We start from the raw sequence: 20738 nt of genomic DNA, 5'->3' as shown, positions 1-20738 counted from the left end.
CAAGTTACGAGGCCCCTCCGGCCGCACGCAGGCTGGTCCCGAGCGCCACGGCAACCAGCCAGGTGACTGTGTTCACGACGGTCACCACGGTGAAGCCCGCCGCGTCCGGAAGCGCGGTCAGCCAGGTACCCACCACCACCGTGAACCCGCCCGCCGCGACGGCCGCGGCGCGCGGTCCCGGCAGCGTCCGGATCCCCGATCCGACGAGTACGGCCAGTGCGAGTGCGCTGACCGGTCCCGGCTCCTGCGGCAGGCCGGCGACCCGGGCCACCACGACGGCCACCGCCGCGACCGCGAGCCCGCCCGCCACCGGCCAGGTCCGCCGCGGCCCGCGCAGCAGCGCGAGCACCCCCGCCACCGTCCCGGCCACGCAGTCGAACAGCCAGTAGAGCCCGCCCCAACTGTCCGCGATCAGGTACGCCGTGAGCCCGAGCCCGGTGACGGAGACCAACCCGAGCATGGCGTTCATCGCCATTCGGTGTGTCGTGTTCATGCCGAGGACGCTAGGAAATCGCCGCCCAACGCGAACCGGTCAAAAGTAGGGTCGTCGGCGTACCGACCCACGCTTTGGAGCGATGCGCAGCCCGCCCGCCGTTCGCAGGATGAGCCTATGCAAACACCACTCGTCCTGCACGCCGAGCGGCTGACCAAACGGTACGGCCGCCGCACCGCATTGACCGACTGCGACCTGAGAATCCCGCGCGGGCATGTCGTCGGGCTGGTCGGCCCGAATGGTGCCGGCAAGTCCACACTCCTCCAACTGGCCTGCGGCCTGATCGGACCGACCTCAGGTACGTTGTCCGTCCTCGGGTCCAGACCGGCAGCCGACGCGGCGCACCTGGCCCGGGTCGGCTTCGTCGCCCAGGACACCCCGGTGTACGCCGCGTTCACCGTCGCCGACCATCTGAAGATGGGTGCGTGGCTGAACCCGTCCTGGGACCCGGCGCTGGCCGAGCGGCGGATCGTGGAGGTCGGCCTGGACCCCGCACAGAAGGCGGGCCGGCTCTCCGGCGGCCAGCGCGCGCAGCTCGCGATGGCCATCGCCGCTGCGAAGCGACCCGAGCTGCTCATCTTCGACGAGCCCGCCGCCGCGCTGGATCCCCTGGCACGCATGGACTTCATGCGCGGACTCGTGGAGTTCGTGGGCGATCTCGGCGCCAGTGCCGTGCTCTCGTCGCATTTGTTGAGCGACGTCGAGCAGGTCTGTGACTACCTCGTCGTGCTCTGCGCCTCGCGCATCCAGATCGCCGGTCCGGTCCGGGACCTGCTCACCGCGCACCGCCGGATCGTCGGCGATCCGGCGAAGATGCCGGCCACGATACCCGCCGGGGTCGAGGTCATCTGGGCGGAGCACGGCCGCGCCCTGGTCCGGGGCGACGCAGCGGTACGGGCCGGGGACGCCGAGCCGGTCACGCTGGAGGAGCTGGTCCTCGCCTACATGTCGCGGGCCGCCGGAACGGGTGCCGCGCCCCGCGCGAGTGCGGCGGTGCCACGATGATCAGGATGAGCCTGCGGCAGTTCCGCATCCAGGCGCTCGTCGGAGCGATCCTCTTGGTCCTGGCCGCCATCTATTTGCTCCAACTCGGCGGAGACATCCATGCCGCACGTGACACATCCCAGCTTCCGAGCCGGTACGGGCAGACGATGCTGTTCCTCGCCGCCGGCACCGGTCTGGTACCCGCGCTCATCGGTGCGTTCTGGGGTGCGCCGCTCATCGCCCGGGAACTGGAGACCGGCACCCATCGGCTGGTGTGGAACCAAAGTGTGCCCCGCCGCCGCTGGTTCGCGGTCAAGCTGACGGTTCTCGGCCTTGCCAGCATGGCCGTAGCCGGCACACTCAGCGCCCTGCTGACCTGGGCGGCGACCCCAGTCGACCAGGTGACCGGCGACCGGTTCAGCACCCTCCTGTTCGGCGCACGCGGTATCGCGCCCATCGGGTACGCCGTCTTCGGCTTCACCTTCGGCGCCGTCACCGGGCTTCTGGTCCGCCGCACCCTGCCGGCGATGGCGATGGTGTTCCTCGCCGTGATCGCGGTGCAGGTCGCCGTGCCGAACCTGCTTCGACCGCACTACCTGCCCGCCGAGCGGGTCACCGTGGCGATGCGTGCCGACGCCATCAATGAGGCCCGAATGCTGGGCAGCATCACCGGCGGGCCGGTCGTCGGAGGGCTGGAGGTACCGGACGCCTGGGTCACGGACACCAGCAAGCTCTTGACACCCGACGGCCGGCAACTGTCCGACGCCGCCTTCGACGAGTGCTTCACCAACGCCCCGAAGACCGGCGCCACCGGGACGTTCGGTGACACTGCGGTATGTCTCGGCAAGCTCGACCTGCACGTGGACCTGGTCTACCAGCCCAACCGGCGATTCTGGCCCTTCCAGTGGATCGAGCTGGCGCTGTATCTCGGTCTCAGCGCGCTGCTCGCAGCGGTCGGCCTGTGGCGCATCCAACGCCGCGTCAGCTAGCCCGGGCTGAGTGCCGCGGACGGGGCGTGGGCTCTTCGGCTCACCACGGGACGGGCCCGTCGTCCTGCAGGAATGCGCCGGTCGGGCTGTCCGACACGGTTGCCAGGTGTACGGCGATCGCGGCGCCCTGTTCAGCGGTACGCTCCAGCGACAGGCCCAGTGCGGCGGCGAAGTCCGTGGCACATGCGCCGGGCGCCACTGCGTTGACCGTGATCCCGTCGGCGGCCAGGGCCTTGGCGTACAGCACGGTGAGCATGTTCAGCGCCGCCTTCGACGCCGGGTAGGCGAGCGCGATCTGCGACGAGCCGAATACACGGCCCGGGTCGGACTGCCAGGCCATCGAGCCGGTGCCGCTGGAGACATTGATGACGCGGGCGCCAGCCGCCTTGCGCAGCAGCGGTAGGAACGCGTCGGTGAGCCGCACCACGCCGAACAGGTTCGTGTCGAACACCGCACGCATGACCGCCAAGTCCACTTCGCCGGCGAGCTGACCTGCGGGACCGCCCGAGATGCCGGCATTGTTGACGAGCACGTCGACCCGTCCGTACCACTGCTCCACCTGAGCGACAGCGTCGCGCACCGAGCCGTCATCGGTCACGTCGAGCGGCACCGCACGGCCGCCGAGACGTTGCGCGGTCTGCTCGCCGGAGGCGGCGTCGCGCGCCCCGACGACCACGGTCATGCCGCGCTCGGTGAGCCCTTGCGCGATCGCCGCGCCGATACCCCGGTTGGCCCCGGTCACCAGGGCGATCCTTGTTGTCGACATACCCCTATCCGACCAGCGCGGCGAGATCGCCGTCCAAGACCGATCGGGTGGGTGCCGATACCGTTGCGGTATGGACGACGTCGAGACCCGCGAGCTGCGGTACTTCGTGGCAGTCGCCGAGGAACTGCACTTCGGCCGGGCCGCGGCCCGCCTCGGCATCGCGCAGCCGCCGCTGTCCCGCGCGATCCGGCGGCTGGAACACCGCATGGGTGTCGCGCTGCTGGAGCGCACGAGCCGCGGCAATCAACTCACCGCGGCGGGTGAGGTGCTGCTCGACGAGGCCCGCGTGGCGCTGGATGCGATATCGGCGGCGGTACGCCGATCGCGTCGGGCCGGCGCTGCGCAGCGTTCGCTGGTAATCGCGATGAAGCCCGGCGGCGACGGGGGCCTGCTGCCGCGGATCCTGGCTGCGTACGAGTCGGAACCGGACGCGCTGCCGGTGCAGTTCGCGTTCTCGCTGGGCGAGCGGGCCGCGATGTTGCACAGCGGGCGAGCCGACGTGGGCCTGTTGCACCATCCGCAGAATGACCTACAGGGGTTGGCAAGCGAGGCGCTCAGCGTGGAGCGGCGGGTGGTCGCCCTGGCCGAGGGGCATCGGCTTGTGGCCCGTGACAGCGTGTGCCTGGCGGACCTGGCCGGCGAGACGATGCCGCAGTGGCCGGAGGCAGTCGACCGCGGCCCCGGACCGGTGGTGGGCGACGTCGGCGAGCTGATGCAGCTCGTCGCGCTGGGTCGGGTGGTGGCGATGGTGGGCGAGTCGGCGCTGGACCGGCCGCACCGCGGCGTGACGTACCGTGCGGTGCGAGACGCCCCGCCTGCGACGCTGGTCGTGGCGTGGCCGGAGGGCAGCCGGTCACGGCACGTCGCGGCCTTCGTGCGAGCCGCCCGCGCCGCCGCGGCCGACCACGCCCACGCCCGCGCCTGACGGTGCGTCCGATTCGGCGGAACCTCAGTGCGTCGGAACGTGGCGAGGGCACTCTCGTCGCTGTACCCGAGCGCCGAGCGCATCGCATCCCGGCACTCGTCGTCACTCGGGCCCGCCTCGACTGGCACCACCCGCGCGTGCGCGGTCAAAACTTCTGCGCACGTGCGCCCAACGACGAAGGGGAGACGAGGACCCGTGGGTGCGACATCAACGCATTCTCCGACACGACGTGGCACGCGCGGTCCGATCCCGAACGCCGGACAGCCCATCCAGCCAAGATCACGTGCGCGCTCATCGGCATGAGAGTGCCTTGCCGGCGGCACGCTTGCCATGCAGGCGGCGGTGCGGTCCGCTCAGTCAGGGCTGAGCCCGGGCGTTGCCGTCCAGTCGCCGCGACTTGAGGCGGTCCCGCGCCCAGCGTAGGGACGAACATTCGCCCGCCCTGTCCGGGCACCGATGGCAGTAGCCCAGGATCCAGTGTCGCCGGATGATCCGCTTCGCCAGGTCCGGCACCCACTCCGACCGGGGCGCTTCCCTTTCGATCATGGCTGTCTCCCGAGACAGGCAGATCCGGGCACCGAACCCCGTTCAGATACCCGGACCGCTCACCGGATGTGCCTCACCAGCCTCCCCTTCAACGTGCACACCGTCAAGGTTGGAAGTGGCAACGTGCGCAGGAGCCACGTGCATACGGTCACGACGTGAGGCTTGTGGCGCTCTCCGATATCGCGGACATGCTCGGCGGCGTGTCGCGGACGCGAGCGACCGAGATCACCAACCGGTCGACCTTCCCGGCACCCATCGACACGGTGGCGAGCGGCAAGGTCCGTGTGTGGGACCGCGCCGACGTGGAAGCGTGGATCAGGCAGTATCGGCCGAACCAACTCCGCGGCGGAGACGACGAGCAGCCCTGACGGTTCCGCGGAATTCCCTATGCCGTGCGGCTCGCCGTCATCAGGTGGTGAGGTGGCCGGTGGCCCACAGCAGCGCGCGGGCGAACCGGTTGAGGTCGACGCCGGGAAGCTGCGGCGGGGTGAACCAGCCCAGCTCGCTGATCTCGTCGTGATCGGGCGCCGGTGTCCCGTCCGTGATGCCGGCCTGGTAGACGGCGGTGACGTAGGCGACCCGGTCGCCATTGGGATAGGTCACCTCGTAGTCGGCGCCGCCGAGCACGTCCAGCAGTCGCGGCGTGCTGATCTGGATGCCGGTTTCCTCGCGGATCTCCCTGATGGCCGCCTGGGCCGGTGACTCGCCGACGTCGACCGCGCCGCCGGGCACCGCCCATCCGTCCGCGTTTCCGGCATGGCGCACCAGCAGGAGCCGGGCGTGGTCGTCGACGACGAGGACCGACACCGACGGGAGCTGGATCAACTCGTGGCCGATCATGGCCCGCAGCCGGGCGAGATGCGACGACATGGCCATCAGGGCACGGTAGCCGCCGACAGGACGTGCTCAACGAGGCAGTTCGGTGCCGGGCCGCGTCCAGGCGTCCGCCCGGCCCTGGTCACCTGCCGTCGCGTTGGCGCTCGTAGTCGGCAACCGTCGGGACGACGGGGAGCAGGAGCAGCAGGACCAGATACGGCACGGCGAGCGCGCCGCCGGTGAGCAGGGTCAGCAGCAACACGACGGTTCGTACCCAGTCGACGCCGAACCCGCCGTACGCTGCGATGCCGAGACAGACGCCGCCGAACCACTTACCCTCGTCGATCCGGCACCAGAACCGCCCACGCGGCCGTCCCTCGGCGGGGGAGGGCGGCGCGGGGCGTGCCGGGCTCACCGGCCCCAGCTCGGCCAGGACCGTCGCCATCTGGGCGCCGGTCACCGGCTCGTGGCCCGGGCCGGTGAGCGCGCCCAACCGGTCGCCGATCGCGGATTCGAGATCTCGGACGATCTCGTCGGCGTCCGGGTCGCCGCGCAGCGCGCGCCGCGCCTCGTCGAGATAGTGCCGCAGGGCGTCGTGTGCTTCGCGGGTGGCGGGATAGGCCGCGACGTGACCGGTGAGACGAATGGCTGTCGGCTCGTTCACGGGTCATCGTCCCATCGTGTTGATCATGTGGGTCAGCTCGTTCCAGTAGTCGCGGAACGCGGTGAGTTGGCTTCTGCCGGCATCCGTGAGGGAGAAGTATTTCCGGGGCGGCCCGGACGGCGACTCGTGCCACTCGTGGTGCACGAGGCCGTCTCGTCGGAGCCTGCTCAGCAGCGGGTAGAGCGTGCCCTCCTGGGTGGGGAAGCCTGCCTCCTGGAGCGCGGCGAGGATCTCCGCCGCGTACCGCTGCCGGGACTCGACCGCGGCCAGGACGAGTGGCTCCAGCAGGCCGCGCCGCAGCGCCACGAGCTTCGGATCGGTCTGCATACCAATACCTTGCCATAACAAGGTACCTGTCGCAACATGACAAGGGTGCGGGCTGATCCGTGGCGGGAGCGCTCCCGTAAACCCCTCGGTACGGATGTGAGACACCCGGCGAGAGGTGGCGGTTCCGATGGGCAGTTCGAGGTTCGGCAGGTCACGCAGTTCAGAGCGTCGTTGGCGGCTCGGCGCCGTCGCCGGGGTCGCGGTTCTCGCCGTCGGCGTCGGGTTGGGCATCGCCTCCGCCGACGAGTCGGCGCCCACCGTCAGTTGCCCGAAGGTCACCGTCGGTGTGAACATCCCGGCTCCACAGCAGGCCGAGGTGCAGCGCAACCTCGAACTGCTCGACACCCAGATCACCGAGGCCGACAAGCGGCTGCGCGACGCGGTTGGTCAGGGCGGTCCCGACTTCGCCCGGAACGCGGTCCTCGGCCCGCTGCGGGACAAGCGATTCGCCACCATCAACCGGATCGAGACGGCGATCGGCCGTAACGCCGCGAAGCCCGACCTCGACGCCGAGGGCTTGTCGGCCTGTGCGCTCAGCGACGGCACCAGGGCGGCACCGGTCACCAAGCCCACCACCGCCCCGACGACCGGCGCGGCGGCCGAGCCGGCACCCGCCGAATCCGCGGCCGTGCCGGGGGCATCCACGTCCGCGCCGGCCGGTACGCCCGTGGCGGTCAACGGTCAGCTCAGCGTGTGCGGTGTGCAGTTGTGCAACGAGGCCGGCGAGGCGATCCAACTGCGCGGCATGAGTAGCCACGGCCTGCAGTTCTTCCCGAACTGCGTGAACGCCGACTCGCTCGCGGCGCTGCGCACCGACTGGAACGCCGACTTCATCCGGCTGTCGATGTACGTGCAGGAGGGTGGCCTGGAGACCGACCCGGTCGGCTTCACCGCCAAGGTGAACGGCCTCGTCGACGAGGCCACCCGGCTCGGGCTCTACGTCCTGGTGGACTTCCACATCCTCACCCCGGGCGACCCCAACGTGAACCTCAATCTGGCCAGGACGTTCTTCGCGGACGTCTCGGCCCGGCACGCGGCGAACGACAACGTGCTCTACGAGGTCGCGAACGAGCCGAACGGGGTCAGCTGGGACGGCATCAAGACGTACGCCGAGCAGGTGATCCCGGTGATCCGGAAGAACTCGCCGGACAGCGTCGTGCTGGTCGGCACCCGCGGCTTCTCGTCGCTGGGCCTCAGCGAGGGCAGCGACGAGACCGAGGTCGTCAACGATCCGGTCGACGCCGAGAACGTCATGTACACGTTCCACTTCTACGCGGCCTCGCACGGCGCCGACCGGCGCGCGGTGGTGGCTCGGGCGGCGAAGAGCCTGCCGCTGTTCGTCAGCGAGTTCGGCACGCAGACCTTCACCGGCGACGGCACCAACGACTTCGCCAGCACCACCGCCTGGCTGGACCTGCTCAAGAGCAACAAGATCTCGTACGGGATGTGGAGCTTCTCCGACGGCCGGGAAACCAACTCGGCGTTCCAGCAGGGTACCTGCGCCGGTACGAGCTTCGCCGGCAACGGCGTGCTGACCGAGGCGGGCCGATATCTCCGCAGCCGGATCCTCACCGGCGTCGGCAACCCGAACGGCTGATCGCCCGACGGCGCGCGGCCCGGATCCCGGTTGCCGGATCCGGGCCGCGCGGTCCCGGTCAACTGCCGAGGCCGCTACCATCGGTGCGTGCGAGTGATCCTGCTCGATCTCGACAACGCGTTCGTCGCCCGTGCCGCATCGTCGTGGCACCGGGCCACGCGTCCCGGAGTCTGACTTGGCGACGACGGATGCCGTAGCCGCGGCTCGATCGGTTGCGTCGTCGCTCGGTCTGCCGAGTCGGGATGCGATCATCCTCCAGGACTCGAACCGGACCACGCTGCGCCTGCTGCCGAGTGACGTGGTGGCCCGGGTGTCACCGGCGGCGGACCACGGCGCCGCCCGGTTCGAACTCGACATCGCACGGCGACTGACCGCCGAGGGAAGCCCGGTCGCGGTTCCCGATCCCCGCGTGCGGCCACGCGTCCACGAACACGACGGCTACGCGGTCACGCTGTGGAGTTACTACGAGCCGTCGACTCGTACGATCCCGCCGCCCGACTACGCCCGGGCGCTCCTACGGCTGCACGCCGGGATGCGCGACCTGCGCCTTCCGACACCGCACTACACGGACCGGGTCGAGCAGGCACAGCGGCTGGTGGCCGACCGGGATCGCACGCCCGACCTCGTCGACGCGGACCGTGAGTTTCTCGACGCGACCCTGCGCCGGCTTCGTCGCGCTGTCGCCGAACGCGGCCGTGTCGAGCAGATCCTGCACGGCGAGCCGCACCCGGGCAATCTGGTGTCGACGGGGACCGGGCCGCTCTTCATCGACCTGGAGACCTGTTGCCGGGGACCGGTCGAGTTCGATCTCGCGCACGCGCCCGAGGAGGTGGCCGAGCACTATCCGGATGTCGACCACGACCTGCTGCGCGCCTGCCGGACGCTCACGCTGACCATGGTCACCACCTGGCGCTGGGACCGGCACGACCGGCTCCCGGCCGGACGCCGGCTCGCCGCCGAGTGGCTCCGCCAGATCCGCGCCCACGACTGAGCCCATGGCGTGAGGAGGTCATGGCTCGGTCGGGCTGCTGCTGGCGTTGTACGAGTTCTTGGCGGCGACGACGGCCGCCTGGATGTGCTCGGGATCCACTCCGTGGACGTTGAGCGGCGGGTGCACACGCCTGACGATTTCGGCCTCGATCGTTGCGGGTTCCGCATCCTCCGCCCACGTCAGGCGCAGGTGCGTGTGCATCCACGCGGTCAGCCGCGCCTCATCCTCGGGGACCAGGACGACCCGGTCGGTCCAGGTCGTTCGGTATCCCTCGGAGACAAGGAGTCCCGCCAGGGTACGGCGCAGAGTCGAGCTGCCCGAACGCCGCAGATGGTTGCGCAGGATCCGCCCCCGCAGGCTGGTCGCCCGTCCGAGGTACAGCAGCCGTAACGACGGGATGTTCTCGTTCGGCGGCCCGGGAAGGCCGGGAAAGACCGAAGGAGCAGCCCACCAGGCATAGAGACCGCTGCCACGGCTGAGCCGCTTGACGGCGACATCGAGTTCGACAGGCATGCCGGAGAGCAGCCGTAGGGCCTCGTCGATCCGGGTTTCGTCGGTCGGTACGTCGTCGGGTCGACGTGCAGGAATGGTCATCGAGGCCATCGTAGGTCCGGGCCCGACCGCCGCCGTCACTCGCCCGGCCACCGACTCCCCGGCGTACGCGACGGGTCGTGGCCCACTCCATATCCGGCGTGAATCTCCACCGCGCTGACTCCCAGCGCGTCGAGACCTCGGTTGAGTGCGCGGTGCGCCTTGAACTCCGCCGTCACGTACTGCTCGCCCTCGACCGCGGTCGAGGGAGCCCAGCCGCTGCGGCCCAGTGCCGTCACCGCCGCCTGCACCGCCACCCACGGGCGGTGTCCGGTGACGCCGACCAGCGCGTACACCCGGGCGAACGACACCGGCCGACTGATCTCGACCGGACCGGGACCGTCACAGGCCCGCCTACCAACCCGTTCGGCGAGTGTCGTGGCCACCTCGACGGCGCGGTCCGCGTCGCTGTTCGGCACGTCGACCACGAGTGCCACCCGCGCGGTCGCCTGTTCTCGCATCACGGCCCGCAACTCGTCGGGGAGTTCCGACTCCGCCTCGCTGGCCACCCCGCCAGCGGTATGCGCCTCGGTCTCCTCCGACGCGGCGGTTTCGATGTCGCCGGACTCTGGCGGTGCCGGCTCGTTGCCGGACAGGAACCCTCGCACGAAGTACCGGGTCTGCTCGGAGCAGGCGCCGATCTCTCCCCTCGACACCGCGGTGCGGATGCCGCGCTCCGCACAATAGGCAAGCATGCGCCCGGCGAACGTGTGCGGGTTGCCATCGAGGAGGTAGTGCCGTCCGCATCGCTCGGTGTCGAACCACAAATGCGGGTCGACATCGGGTGGCAACGGCGGACGAGCAGGGGAGATCATCTCACGACAGTATCGTGGTGGTCATACGCCGCCCTCGCTTCTGGCCAGGCACAGGTAGCGCAGCTCAGGGTCGTAGTCGGCGGCCACCACCGTCCCGTCCCGTCCCGGGCCCTCGTCGAGCCGGTCCAGCAGCGCCCACCACACGCCGGTCATCGGCTGCCCCGGCGGCACGACCGTGACCGGACTCGCACCGGTCGCGACCCCGGCGAGGCCCGCGCCAAGCACCACCGCCACATCCGCCCGGCCGGCGCCGAGCCCGCGCAGCTCGGCCGCCGCCAGCCCGGCCACGTCGTCCGGCCCGACGTCCGCGTGCTGCCGCAACGCGGTCACCCGCGCGCCCGCGCCGGCAGCCGGCCCGTCGCCCGGCGCCATGTCACCCCCGACGGCCGGGCCGCCGCCGAGCAGCAGCGCCACGGCCCGGTGCCGCTCCGGCACGGCAACCCCCGGGTCGTACGGCAGGACGGACTGCTCGACGGCGAGCACCAACGAACGGCGGCCCGCCGGCTGGGCGCCAGCGATCCGTAGCCCGGTGAACGCCGCCGCCGAGCCCTGGTCGCAGAGCGCGAACGACATCGGCGTGCCCGGGCAGACGTGACTGAGGTACGCGGCGGTGGCCCGGCCGGGCAGCGCGTCGTGCACGGCGAACGCCAGCACCAGCAGGTCCACCGGCTCGTCGTCGGGCACGAGCGCCGGGATCAGCGAAGCGGCCATCTCCCCGTAGGACTGGCCGAGCGCCGCCGGGTCGACCGGCAGGCCGTACGGGCGGGTCAGGTCCGTCAGGTATTCGGCGGTCCGGTCCCGCAGGTCGGGGTCGGCGAGCAGGTCGGCCGCGCCGGTGAACTCCCGGCGCGCGGCGCGGATCAGGTGCAGCAGGACGCCTCCCAGGTCAGTGTTCGAACACCATGGCGGCGAACGTCGCCCCGTCGCCGGCGCCGACGGCCGCGACGAGGTAGCGGTCGCCGGGGCGCAGCAGGTCGCGTTCCCGGGCGGTGCGGTAGTTGACGAACGCGTCCGCGCAGTAGACGTGCCCGGCCCCGGTGATGTTGTCCAGCAGCACCTTGTCGAGCGGCAGCCCGATCAGTTTGCACAGCCGCTTCCAGGTCATCAGGTTGACGTTGTGCGGTAGCACCAGCCGCAGGTCCGCCAGCCCCACCCCGGCGTCGGCCAGGGCGCGGCCGATCACGTCGGCCAGCGCCGGGCGGTACGCGCGCTGGAACCGGGCCGGGGATTCGCCGCCGGCCACGTCGAACTCGCCGCGCTGGGCGCAGGCGTACGCCAGCAGCCGGTCCCGGTCGCCGTGCGCGCTGACCAGGCAGGCGGACGCGCCCTCGCTGAACACCGAGGTCTCCGGGATGAACTGGGCGTCGCGGGTGAACGCCTTCTCGCCGGTGAGGACGAGCGCGAGCGGCTCCTCGCCCGGCTGGTGCGGTTCGGCGGCGAGCAGCCGGCCGGCCACCTCGATCGCGGTGAGCGCGCTGGCGCAGGACTGCTGGGTCAGGGTGAACGCGAGCGCGTGGCCCAGGCCGAGCGCCCGGCAGACGTCGTGCAGCGGGTTGGCCGGGTACGGGGCCACCACCGGGAACGCGCGGCCGTACAGGACGAACCGCACCCGGTGTTCGGCGCCGCGCAGCGCGGTGAGGCCGTCGGCCGCGCGCAGCAGCAGGTCGGGCAGGGACCGGGCGGGGTCGCGGCGCACCTCGGTCAGGCCGTGGAACCGCCGGAACAGCCGGATCTGCATCTCGGTCAGGCGCAGCGGCGCGGCCAGGGTCTCGATCGGCACCCGGTGGCTCGGCAGGAACACCGAGACGGCGTCGATCGCCGTCATCCGTACACCGTCACGCGTGCCATCATATCGACGTGGCTCGGTTCCTTTTCGTGGTGCTGCCGGTGCACTCGCATCTGAACGCGCCCTACGCCATCGCCCAGCAGCTTGAGGCCGCCGGGCACGAGGTGGCGTGGTGCGGGCCGCGCAGCGACCTGCGGCCGATGATCGGCGCGGACGCCACGCTCTATCCCACCGGCAAGCGTCACTACCGGGCGGACGGCGGGACGGGGATGGCCTCGGTGCGCAGCCTCTGGGAGGGGCACGTGCTGCCGGCCAACCGCTTCATCCGGGACGCCGCCGAGCGGGCGGTCGTCGACTACCGGCCGGACGTGGTGGTCGCCGACCAGTACGCGCTGGCCGGCGCGCTCGCCGCGCACCGGCACGGGCTGCCGTGGGCGACGTTCTGCGTCGGCATGCTGGAGCTGACGCCGCCGGGCGAGGAGATGCCGGAGTTCGCCGACTACGTGCGGGCGCAGTTGACGCGGGTGTGGGCGATGACCGACCTGCCCGTCGACGGGACGCTGGATCTGCGCTTCTCGCCGTACCTGGTGATCGGGTTGACCACGGCGGCGCTCACCGGTCCGGCGGCGATGCCGGCGCGGTGCGTGCTCGTCGGGCCGGCCCTGGGCCGGCGCCCGCACGCGCCCGGCTTCGCCTGGGACGCCTGGGATCCGGACCGTCGGCATCTGCTGGTCACGGTCGGGACGATGGCCGAGCACCTGGCCCGCGACTTCTTCCACCGCACGCTCGCCGCCACGGCGCCGCTCGCCGACCGCCTCCAGGTGGTCCTTACCGCCTCGCCGGAGCTGGTGCCGGACCCGCCGGCGCACGTGCTCGTCGCGCCCCGGGTGCCGGTGCTGGAGCTGATGCCGCGCCTGGACGCCGTGGTGTCGCACGGCGGGCTGGGTACGGTCACCGAGGCGATGGCGCACGGCGTGCCGGTGGTGGTCGCGCCGATCCGGCACGACCATCCGGCCGTGGCGCGGCAGGTGACGCGCGCCGGGGCCGGCGTCGAGGTGTCCTTCCACGCGGCCACCCCGGCGGAGCTGACCACGGCGGTGACCGCCGTGCTCGACGACCCGGCGTACCGGGCCGGGGCGTGTCGGGTGGGGGAGTCGTTCGCGGCGGCGGGCGGTGCCCGGGCCGCCGCCGCGCACCTCGCCGAGCTGGCCCGCGCACATCGACCGTTGTCCAACGCTCCGGGCCCCACTAGCCTGACCTGACGCACCCGCGCGAGCGCCGTGGCGGGTCGGCCCGGCGTGGCCGCCGCACGAGGAGGCTCGATGATCGAGGCCACCGGCCTTCGCAAGTCGTTCCAGGTGGGTCGCGGCCGTGGCGCCAACACGGTCGAGGCGGTACGCGGGGTCGACTTCGCGGTGCGGCGCGGCGAGATCGTCGGCTTCCTCGGCCCCAACGGCGCGGGGAAGTCCACCACCCTGCGGATGCTGGCGACGCTGCTGAAGCCCAGCGGGGGAGCGGCCACGATCGCGGGCGTCGACCTGCTGCGCTCGCCCGCCCAGGTGCGGCGGCGGATCGGGTTCGTGGCGCAGGCCAGCGGCACCTACGACGACTCGACGGCCCGCCGGGACCTGGTGCTCCAGGCGCGGATGCACGGCCGGTCGAAGAGCGTGGCGCAGGAGCTGGCGGCGGCGGCGATCCGCGCGTTCCAGCTCGACGACTTCGCCGACCGGAAGATCAGGACCTACTCGGGTGGGCAGCGCCGCCGGCTCGACGTGGCGCTCGGCGTCATCCACTCGCCGCAGGTGATGTTCCTGGACGAGCCCACCGCGGGGCTCGACCCGCCCAGCCGGACCCGGATGTGGCAGGAGGTGCGGCGGCTGCGTGACGAGGGCATGACGATCTTCCTGACCACGCACTACCTGGACGAGGCGGACAGCCTGTGCGACCGGGTGTCCATCATCGACGCCGGCCGGATCGTCGCCGAGGGCACGCCGTCCGACCTGAAGCGCGAGATCTCCGGCGACGTGGTCGCGATCGACTTCGCCGCGCCCGACCTCGTCGACGCGGCCGGCGGTGACCTGCCGGCCGCGACGAAGCTGCTGGCCGAGGCGCCCTACGTCCGCGCGGCGGAGCCGGTCGACGCCACCCTGCGGCTCTACGTCGACAGCGCCGCCACGGCCATCCCGCAGATCATGCGGGCGCTCTACGACCGGGGCGTCGAGCCGGCCGCGATCGAGACCCGCCGGCCCAGCCTCGACGACGTGTTCCTGGCCAAGACCGGCCGTTCGCTTGAGGAGTGACGGTGCGACTCGTCCGTGACACCTGGCTGATCTTCCAGCAGGAAGCCGGCCTGATGGTGCGCAACCCGGTGATGGTCGCGTTCAGCCTGGCCCAGCCGATCACCTACCTCATCCTCTTCGCCCCGTTCCTCAAGGTGGTGATGGTCGACCGGGGCGCGTCCACGTACGCCGACGCCTACCGCATCTATGTGCCCGGCCTGTTCGTGGCGATGGGGCTGTTCGGCGGCCTGTTCGCCGGCTACGGGCTGCTCAGCGCGTTGCGCGCGGGCATCATCGACAGGTGCCGGGTGACGCCGGTGAGCCGCACCGCGCTGCTGCTCGGCCGGGCGCTGATGCACGTGTGCCTCAACGTGACGCAGGCGGTCGTGGTCACGCTTGTGGCGCTGCCGTTCGGCCTGCGCGTGCACCTGGTCAACCTGCTCGTCTCGTACGGGCTGCTGGGCGTGATGGTGCTGCTGAGCACGTCCATCTCGTACGACATCGCGTTGCTGGTCCGCAACGAGAACAGCCTCGGCGTGCTGGTGAACACCGTGGGTCAGCCGATCTCGCTGCTCGCCGGCGTGCTCATTCCGCTGGTGCTCGCGCCGATGTGGATCCAGCGGGTCGCGCTCTGGAACCCGTTCGCCTGGGCCACCGACGGGATGCGGGCGCTGTTCGCCGGCCAGATCTTCCAGACCGTGGTGTGGCAGGGCGCGCTCATCATGGTCGGGTTGGCCGCCGCGAGCCTCCTCTGGTCGTCGCACCTGTTCAACCGCGAGGTCTCCTGACCGTCCTATATAGACCATTGTCTCGCCGTGACGGGCGCTCTAGCCTGATCGTGTCCTCGCGCGGTGAGGGCGCGCGGGGGCGTGGCTTCGGTGGGCGTGTCACACAGAGGAGGCAACGCGTTGGGTGCCGACAACTTCCGGGCGACCCTGGCGGCGGACCAGGAACTGGGCGCGGGCAACGTCCTGCTGCGGCTGGCCGAGCACGGGGCTGACATGCGGATGCCCCGGGTGACGTTCGACGTCGACGTGGACGGGATCCCCGCCTGGACCCCGCTGTCACTCGCCACGCTCACCGAGCGGGTGGCCGCCCGGGCGGCCTGGTTCGCCGCGCGTGGCATCGGCCGGCGGGACCCGGTCGCGGTGTACGTGACCTCCGCGCCGGACGTGTTCCTCACCTTCCTGGCCCTCACCTGGCTCGGTGCCATCCCGGCGCTGATGAACGGCAATATGCCGGTCGAGCTGGCCGCCGAGTTCGTCCGCCGGCTGCGCGGCGTCGGTGTCGTGGTGGACGCCGACCACGCCGCGTTGCGCGAGCACGACCTCGGCGTGCCGATCCTCGGCGACGCGGCGGAGATCGGCGCCGGTGACCCCGCGCAGGCCCCGCCGCACCACCGCCACCACCCGGAGGACCCGGTCGTCATCACCCACTCCTCGGGCACCACCCGGGTGCCGGCGGCGATCGTCCACTCGCACCACGGCCTGTTCGCCGCGATCCGCGCGGTACGGCTCACCGAGTCCCGGCCGTACGGCGAGGTGCGGGAGCTGTCCGCGCTGCCGGCCGCGCACGCCGCCGGCATCATCACGCTCAACCAGGCGCTCTGCAACGGCTACCAGTTGCTCTGCCTGTCGGCGCAGGGCGGCCCGTTTGCGCGCAGCGCCGAGACGATCCTCGACGCGATCGAGCGGTGGCGTCCGACCGGCGTGTTCGGCTTCGCCGTGACCTGGTCGGAGCTGGCCCGCGTCGACCTGAGCACCCGCGACCTCAGCTCGGTGCGCAACTGGTTCAACACCGGCGACTGCGCGCACGAGTCGCACGTACGCCGGCTGGTCGCCGTCGGCAGCCACCCCACCTGGACCCGGGACGGCATGGTCGACGTGCCCGGCTCCAAGTTCGTCGACATGCTCGGCTCCACCGAGATGGGCCACGGCGCGTTCCGGATCACCCACCGGCTCGGCAGCGACCGCTACGACCGCTGCGTCGGCAAGCCGTACCCGTTCGCCGAGATCGCCCTGCTGGACGTGCGCACCGGCGAGGAGGTCCCGGAGGGGCAGGTCGGGCACGTCGGGTTGAAGTCGCCGACGCTGGCGATCGGCTACTGGAACGACTCGGTCACCACCTGGCGGACCCGGCTGAACGGCTACTACCTGACCGGCGACCTGATGTACCGCGATCCGAACGGCGACTACCACCACGTCGACCGGGCCAGCGACGCGGTCGACCTGGGCGACGGCGCGTGGCTCTACACCGCGCTGTCCGAGGAGCGCATCCTCGCGCACTGCCCGGACGTGCGGGACTGCACGGTCGTGGCCGCCACCGCCGACGGCGGCGGGACGGTCACCGACGTGCTGCTCCTGCTCGCCGACGACGCCGATCCCACGCTCGACCGCACCGAGCGGGTCCGGGCGGCGCTGGGCCCGGCGGTGGCCGCGACGCTGCGGCGGGTGGTGACCGTCCCCGAGGACGGCGTGGTGATGGGACCCACCGGCAAGGTGCGCAAGTTCCTCATGCGCCAGCGCCTGCTGGCCGACGCCGGGGCGCCGGCCGCCGGATAGCCGGCGTCGGCCCCGGACCCGCCGGTCAGCCGCGCGCGGACAGCCGGCGTCGGCCCGGTCAGCCGCGCGCGGACAGCCGGCGTCCGCTCCGAAGTCGCCGTCAGCCGCGCGCGGCGGCGACGCCGTGCGGCGCGACGAACACCTTGTCGGCCGTGCCGGCGCGCTGCGCGTCCAGGGCCGCCGGAAGGTCGTCCAGGCCGTAGAACGCCGGTCGCAGCCGGTCCAGGCCGAGGGTCGGCAGCATCCGCACGGCACGGTGATGGGTGTACGGGTTGATCACCGCGCCGACGAGCGTCAGCTCCCGGGAGAAGATGTCGTGCGGGCGTACCCGGGCCTCGTCGTCGGGCCGGGCCACCCCGAAGACGAGGATCCGGCCGCCGCGCGACGACGCGGTGACCGCCGACTCCAGGATCCGGCCGGACCCGACCGCGTCGATCACGTGCGGGAAGCCCAGGCCGTCGGTGAGCGCGACCGCCTCGGCGAGGGCCGCCGGGTCGAGGGCGGCGTCCGCGCCCATCCGCAGGGCGGCGTCGCGCCGGTCGGCGCGCGGGTCGAGCACCACGATCGGGGCGAGCCCGCGCGCCCGGGCCAGGGCGACCATCATGGCGCCCGCGGGTCCGGCGCCGAAGATGAGGATCGGCAGCCCCGAACGCGGGTCCAACTGGTCCACCCCGTGCAGGCAGCAGGCGAGCGGTTCGGTGAGCGCCCCGATCCACGGCGGCGTCCCGTCCGGCAGCCGGTACGCGATCCGCGCCGGCACCGTCATCCGCTCGGTCATCCCGCCGTCGAGCTTGACGCCGTAGCCGCGTTTGCGGTCGCAGAGGTGTTCCTGCCCGAGGCGGCAGTAGGCGCACCTGGTGCAGTAGTCGTGCGGCTCGACGGTGACCAGGTCGCCGACGGTCAGCTCGTCGACCTCGGCGCCCACCTCGGTGACCCGGCCGCACACCTCGTGCCCGAGCACGACCTGCGGCGCGGCCGGGAAGCTGCCGGCGACGATGTGGCTGTCGGTGCCGCAGACGCCCACCGCGAGCGGCGCGATCGCCACCTCGGCCGGGCCCAGCGGCGGCGGCGCGGACCGGAGCAGCCGGACGTCCCCGGCGCCGAAGAAACGGGCCTCAGTCAGCAGCACGCAGCAGCTCCTTGAGTCGCCGGATGTGGGCGCGGGCGGCCTCCTCGGCGGCTTCCGCGTCGCCGGACCCGATCGCCTCGAAGATGGCCTGGTGGTCGTGGACGGCCTGGACCATGCCCCCGGTCAGGCTGGTCGAGCGCATCGCCACCAGCACCCGGGTCTGGACGCTGTCGAGCATCTGCGCCAGCACCGGGCTCTGCGCCGCCTGTCGGATCTCCCGGTGGAACGCGGCGTCCAGCTCGATGTGGCGGGCGAAGTCGCCGGTGGCGGCGACGGTGCGGTGCTCGGCGAGCAGCGCGAGCAGCGTCCGCCGCAGCGTCGCGTGGTATTTCCCGGTGGCCAGCCGGGCGACCGCGCCCTCCAGCACCTCGCGCGCCTCGTAGAGGCTGACCAGCTCGGCGGGGGAGATGCGGGCGACCTCCGCGCCACGGTTCATCGTCTCGGTGACCAGGTTCTCCTGCACCAGGCGGATCACCGCGTCCCGGACCGGGCTGCGGCTGACCCGGAACTCCTCGGCGAGGGCCGGGACGCTCAGCCGGGTGCCCGGCCGCAGCTCACCGGAGATGATCCGGTCGCGGAGGGTCTTGTAGAGCACCTCGCCGACGCGCTGCTGGTCGGCCTGGAGAAGACTTGTCACCTGAGGAACGTCCCTGCGAAGTGGCGGTAGTTGGCGGCGACCGCCGCGACCGCCTCGGGCCGCGTCAACTCGCCGGCCAGAAGTCCGCGCAACGATTCCCACCAGATGCTACGGCCGATCGCGAAGCCGGTGAATCCGTTGTCCGCCGCGTCGGTGAGCCACCGGTCCAGGGTGGGCCGCGGCGCGTTCGCGCCGAGCAGGATGCACTCGCCGCCGGCCTGCGCGGCGAGGGCGGCGGCGGTCCGGTAGTGCTCCGGCGCGCCCAGGTGCTCCAGCTTCCACACGTCGACGGGCACCTCCTCGGCGATCTCCGTCATGGCCCGGTGGATGAGCGCCGGCCGTACCTCGGTCTCGAACACCTCGGTCGGGACGGCCCGCTGCTCCGCCGTCGGCGGGACGAGCAGCTCGAAGAGGAACCGACCGCCGGCGTCGCGTACCGCCTGGGCGACCTTGGCGAGCCGGGACCGCTGCTCGCGGTTGTCCGCGGCCGATCCCTCGACCTGGTAGCGGACCAGCACCTTGGGCAGCTCGGGTCGGAAGTGGGCGAGGAAACCCGGCAGGTCGTCCGGCTCGGTCTCGTACAGCTCGCGGCCACCACGCTCCACCGGCATGCTCAGCGTCACGTGGTGGGCCCGGGCCCGCTCGGGTACGCCGGCGCCGAGCTGCTCGTCGACCAGGATGCCGGCGTGCTCGGCCAGCCGGGGCTCGGCGTCGAGCGCGGCGAGCAGCCCGTCCAGGACCATGTGCTTGCCGTCGGTGACCGCGGCGCGTTCGGCCGGCAGCGCGGTCCGGGTGTGACCGTAGAGCGCCTGGGTGAGCCAGGGACGCTGGTCGACGGCGAGGATCAACAGGCTCATCGGGTTACCTCCGTGAGATGGGCGTCCGTCGACACGATGCAGGGCTTGACGTGGTCGCCGGCCACGAAGCGGGCGAACGCCTCGGGCAGCTCGGGCAGGGTGAGGGGCTTGACGATCAGGTCGCGCAGGGCGGCACCGACGCCCCGCAGCAGGTCCCAGTTCGCGTCGACCTCGTCGACGGGGAAGTAGAACGACCGCACCGTGTAGCAGTCGGTCCGCCGCCAGCGCGGCGTCGCCGGCATGGTGTACGGCTCGTTCGACTCGCCGAGCGCGACGACCGTGCCGCCGGGCCGGACCACCCGCTGTGCCGTCTCCCGGGCCGCGTCGGCGCCGCTGACCTCGACGACCATGTCGTACTGGTTCTCGGCGGACAGGTCGCCGGCGGGGCGGGCGCCGAGCGCGGTGGCGGTCGCCAGGCGCGCCGGGTTCGGGTCGAAGGCGTCCACGGCGACGCCCATGGCCTGCGCGACCGCGACGACACCGAGGCCGAGCGGCCCGGCCCCGACGACGAGCGCGCGGTCCACCGTGTCCTGGGTGCGCAGCGCCAGCCGCAGGGCGTGCGCCGCGGTGCCGACCGTGTCCAGGCCGAGGACCGCGACGGACAGCGGGATGTCGTCCGGCACCGGCAGGACGCACCGCGCCGGCACGTCCACGTGTTCGGCGAAACCGCCGTCGCGCTGCCAGCCGATCAGCTCCGACAGGTGCAGGCACTGGTTGGTGCGGCCGGCGACGCAGCGGACGCAGGCGCCGCAGAAGACGGGGATGTAGACGATGCCCCGGGTGCCCTCGGGCAGCGCGCCCCCGACGACCGTGCCGCCGATCTCGTGGCCCGGTACGACCGGCGAGCCGCTGTGCAGCAGCCGCTTGTCCGATCCGCAGAGCGCGCAGACGTCGACCCGTAGGCGTACGTCGCCGTCGGCGATGTCACCGAGCGGCGCCTTCTCGAACTCGATCTCGCCGTGGCCCCGGAACCGGGCCCGCATGG

The 20738-nt window shown here is 72.1% G+C and carries 23 protein-coding genes; 10 read left to right on the top strand and 13 right to left on the bottom strand.

Features of this window, described 5'->3' with window-relative positions; all coding sequences use genetic code 11:
• Positions 1–4: 4 nt before the first annotated feature.
• A complete protein-coding gene (locus tag O7613_RS12795; RefSeq protein ID WP_281588416.1) occupies positions 5–493 on the bottom strand; it encodes a hypothetical protein in 489 nt (162 codons plus the stop codon).
• Positions 494–610: 117 nt separating this feature from the next.
• Here O7613_RS12795 and O7613_RS12790 point away from each other — a divergent pair, with 117 nt between their 5' ends.
• Both O7613_RS12790 and O7613_RS12785 read left to right on the top strand, forming a co-directional pair.
• Positions 611–1498, top strand: coding sequence for an ABC transporter ATP-binding protein (locus O7613_RS12790; protein WP_282294041.1), 888 nt, complete (start codon positions 611–613; stop codon positions 1496–1498).
• A gap of 5 nt (positions 1499–1503) precedes the next feature.
• Positions 1504–2466 carry an ABC transporter permease subunit gene (locus tag O7613_RS12785; protein ID WP_282294039.1) on the top strand — a complete coding sequence of 321 codons (963 nt, stop codon included), beginning with the start codon at positions 1504–1506 and terminating at the stop codon, positions 2464–2466.
• Positions 2467–2506: 40 nt separating this feature from the next.
• Here the strand turns inward: O7613_RS12785 and O7613_RS12780 are convergent, their stop codons facing one another.
• Positions 2507–3208 carry an SDR family NAD(P)-dependent oxidoreductase gene (locus O7613_RS12780; RefSeq protein ID WP_348775407.1) on the bottom strand — a complete coding sequence of 234 codons (702 nt, stop codon included), beginning with the start codon at positions 3206–3208 and terminating at the stop codon, positions 2507–2509.
• Between the two features lie 94 nt (positions 3209–3302).
• Between O7613_RS12780 and O7613_RS12775 the strand changes: the two genes are divergently transcribed.
• The gene (locus O7613_RS12775) at positions 3303–4157 is read left to right on the top strand and encodes a LysR family transcriptional regulator (protein ID WP_282294037.1); all 855 of its coding nucleotides are present in this window, start codon (positions 3303–3305) and stop codon (positions 4155–4157) included.
• Between the two features lie 701 nt (positions 4158–4858).
• Positions 4859–5071, top strand: a complete 213-nt coding sequence (locus tag O7613_RS12770) for a hypothetical protein (protein ID WP_282294036.1) — start codon at positions 4859–4861, stop codon at positions 5069–5071.
• A 40-nt stretch (positions 5072–5111) separates the two neighbouring features.
• Here the strand turns inward: O7613_RS12770 and O7613_RS12765 are convergent, their stop codons facing one another.
• The 3 genes from O7613_RS12765 to O7613_RS12755 form a co-directional block, all read right to left on the bottom strand.
• Positions 5112–5579 carry an NUDIX domain-containing protein gene (locus O7613_RS12765; RefSeq protein ID WP_282294034.1) on the bottom strand — a complete coding sequence of 156 codons (468 nt, stop codon included), beginning with the start codon at positions 5577–5579 and terminating at the stop codon, positions 5112–5114.
• An 82-nt stretch (positions 5580–5661) separates the two neighbouring features.
• Positions 5662–6183, bottom strand: coding sequence for a PspC domain-containing protein (locus tag O7613_RS12760; RefSeq protein ID WP_282294032.1), 522 nt, complete (start codon positions 6181–6183; stop codon positions 5662–5664).
• A gap of 3 nt (positions 6184–6186) precedes the next feature.
• On the bottom strand, positions 6187–6510 hold the full coding sequence (locus tag O7613_RS12755) for a PadR family transcriptional regulator (protein WP_282294031.1): 324 nt from the start codon (positions 6508–6510) through the stop codon (positions 6187–6189).
• A gap of 127 nt (positions 6511–6637) precedes the next feature.
• Between O7613_RS12755 and O7613_RS12750 the strand changes: the two genes are divergently transcribed.
• Positions 6638–8107 (top strand): glycoside hydrolase family 5 protein, encoded by a 1470-nt coding sequence (locus O7613_RS12750; protein ID WP_282294030.1) that lies wholly within the window; start codon positions 6638–6640, stop codon positions 8105–8107.
• 175 nt (positions 8108–8282) lie between these two features.
• Entirely contained in the window at positions 8283–9098 is an 816-nt protein-coding gene (locus O7613_RS12745) for an aminoglycoside phosphotransferase family protein (protein ID WP_282294028.1), read from the top strand.
• Positions 9099–9116: 18 nt separating this feature from the next.
• Here O7613_RS12745 and O7613_RS12740 read toward each other — a convergent pair whose 3' ends face one another.
• From O7613_RS12740 to O7613_RS12725, 4 genes are all read right to left on the bottom strand, one after another.
• Positions 9117–9692, bottom strand: coding sequence for a GIY-YIG nuclease family protein (locus O7613_RS12740; RefSeq protein ID WP_282294026.1), 576 nt, complete (start codon positions 9690–9692; stop codon positions 9117–9119).
• Positions 9693–9727: 35 nt separating this feature from the next.
• Positions 9728–10504: a hypothetical protein gene (locus O7613_RS12735; RefSeq protein ID WP_282294024.1), complete on the bottom strand. Its 777-nt coding sequence runs from the start codon at positions 10502–10504 to the stop codon at positions 9728–9730.
• A gap of 21 nt (positions 10505–10525) precedes the next feature.
• Complete coding sequence (locus O7613_RS12730; RefSeq protein ID WP_282294022.1) at positions 10526–11215, bottom strand: hypothetical protein; 690 nt, start codon at positions 11213–11215, stop codon at positions 10526–10528.
• A 175-nt stretch (positions 11216–11390) separates the two neighbouring features.
• The gene (locus O7613_RS12725) at positions 11391–12329 is read right to left on the bottom strand and encodes a 3-oxoacyl-[acyl-carrier-protein] synthase III C-terminal domain-containing protein (protein ID WP_282294020.1); all 939 of its coding nucleotides are present in this window, start codon (positions 12327–12329) and stop codon (positions 11391–11393) included.
• A 32-nt stretch (positions 12330–12361) separates the two neighbouring features.
• Here O7613_RS12725 and O7613_RS12720 point away from each other — a divergent pair, with 32 nt between their 5' ends.
• The 4 genes from O7613_RS12720 (at position 12362) to O7613_RS12705 (ending at position 17130) form a co-directional block, all read left to right on the top strand.
• Positions 12362–13552 carry a glycosyltransferase gene (locus tag O7613_RS12720; RefSeq protein WP_282294018.1) on the top strand — a complete coding sequence of 397 codons (1191 nt, stop codon included), beginning with the start codon at positions 12362–12364 and terminating at the stop codon, positions 13550–13552.
• Between the two features lie 60 nt (positions 13553–13612).
• Positions 13613–14590, top strand: coding sequence for an ATP-binding cassette domain-containing protein (locus O7613_RS12715; protein WP_282294015.1), 978 nt, complete (start codon positions 13613–13615; stop codon positions 14588–14590).
• 2 nt (positions 14591–14592) lie between these two features.
• Entirely contained in the window at positions 14593–15357 is a 765-nt protein-coding gene (locus tag O7613_RS12710; protein WP_281588452.1) for an ABC transporter permease, read from the top strand.
• A gap of 120 nt (positions 15358–15477) precedes the next feature.
• Entirely contained in the window at positions 15478–17130 is a 1653-nt protein-coding gene (locus O7613_RS12705) for a class I adenylate-forming enzyme family protein (protein ID WP_282294013.1), read from the top strand.
• 100 nt (positions 17131–17230) lie between these two features.
• Here the strand turns inward: O7613_RS12705 and O7613_RS12700 are convergent, their stop codons facing one another.
• The 4 genes from O7613_RS12700 to O7613_RS12685 are packed head-to-tail and all read right to left on the bottom strand — an operon-like array spanning position 17231 to position 20736.
• On the bottom strand, positions 17231–18259 hold the full coding sequence (locus O7613_RS12700) for an alcohol dehydrogenase catalytic domain-containing protein (protein WP_282294011.1): 1029 nt from the start codon (positions 18257–18259) through the stop codon (positions 17231–17233).
• A complete protein-coding gene (locus O7613_RS12695) occupies positions 18246–18896 on the bottom strand; it encodes a GntR family transcriptional regulator (RefSeq protein ID WP_281588458.1) in 651 nt (216 codons plus the stop codon). Before O7613_RS12695 ends, O7613_RS12700 begins: the two co-directional genes overlap by 14 nt.
• Positions 18893–19753, bottom strand: coding sequence for a DUF2090 domain-containing protein (locus O7613_RS12690; RefSeq protein WP_281588460.1), 861 nt, complete (start codon positions 19751–19753; stop codon positions 18893–18895). The genes O7613_RS12695 and O7613_RS12690 overlap by 4 nt, the downstream gene beginning before the upstream one ends.
• Entirely contained in the window at positions 19750–20736 is a 987-nt protein-coding gene (locus O7613_RS12685) for an alcohol dehydrogenase catalytic domain-containing protein (RefSeq protein ID WP_282294529.1), read from the bottom strand. The genes O7613_RS12690 and O7613_RS12685 overlap by 4 nt, the downstream gene beginning before the upstream one ends.
• Positions 20737–20738: the final 2 nt, after the last annotated feature.

Origin of the sequence: Micromonospora sp. WMMD975 (assembly GCF_029581215.1) — a bacterium.
In the GTDB taxonomy this organism is placed as follows: domain Bacteria; phylum Actinomycetota; class Actinomycetes; order Mycobacteriales; family Micromonosporaceae; genus Micromonospora.
This window is presented reverse-complemented; position numbering and strand designations above follow the sequence as displayed.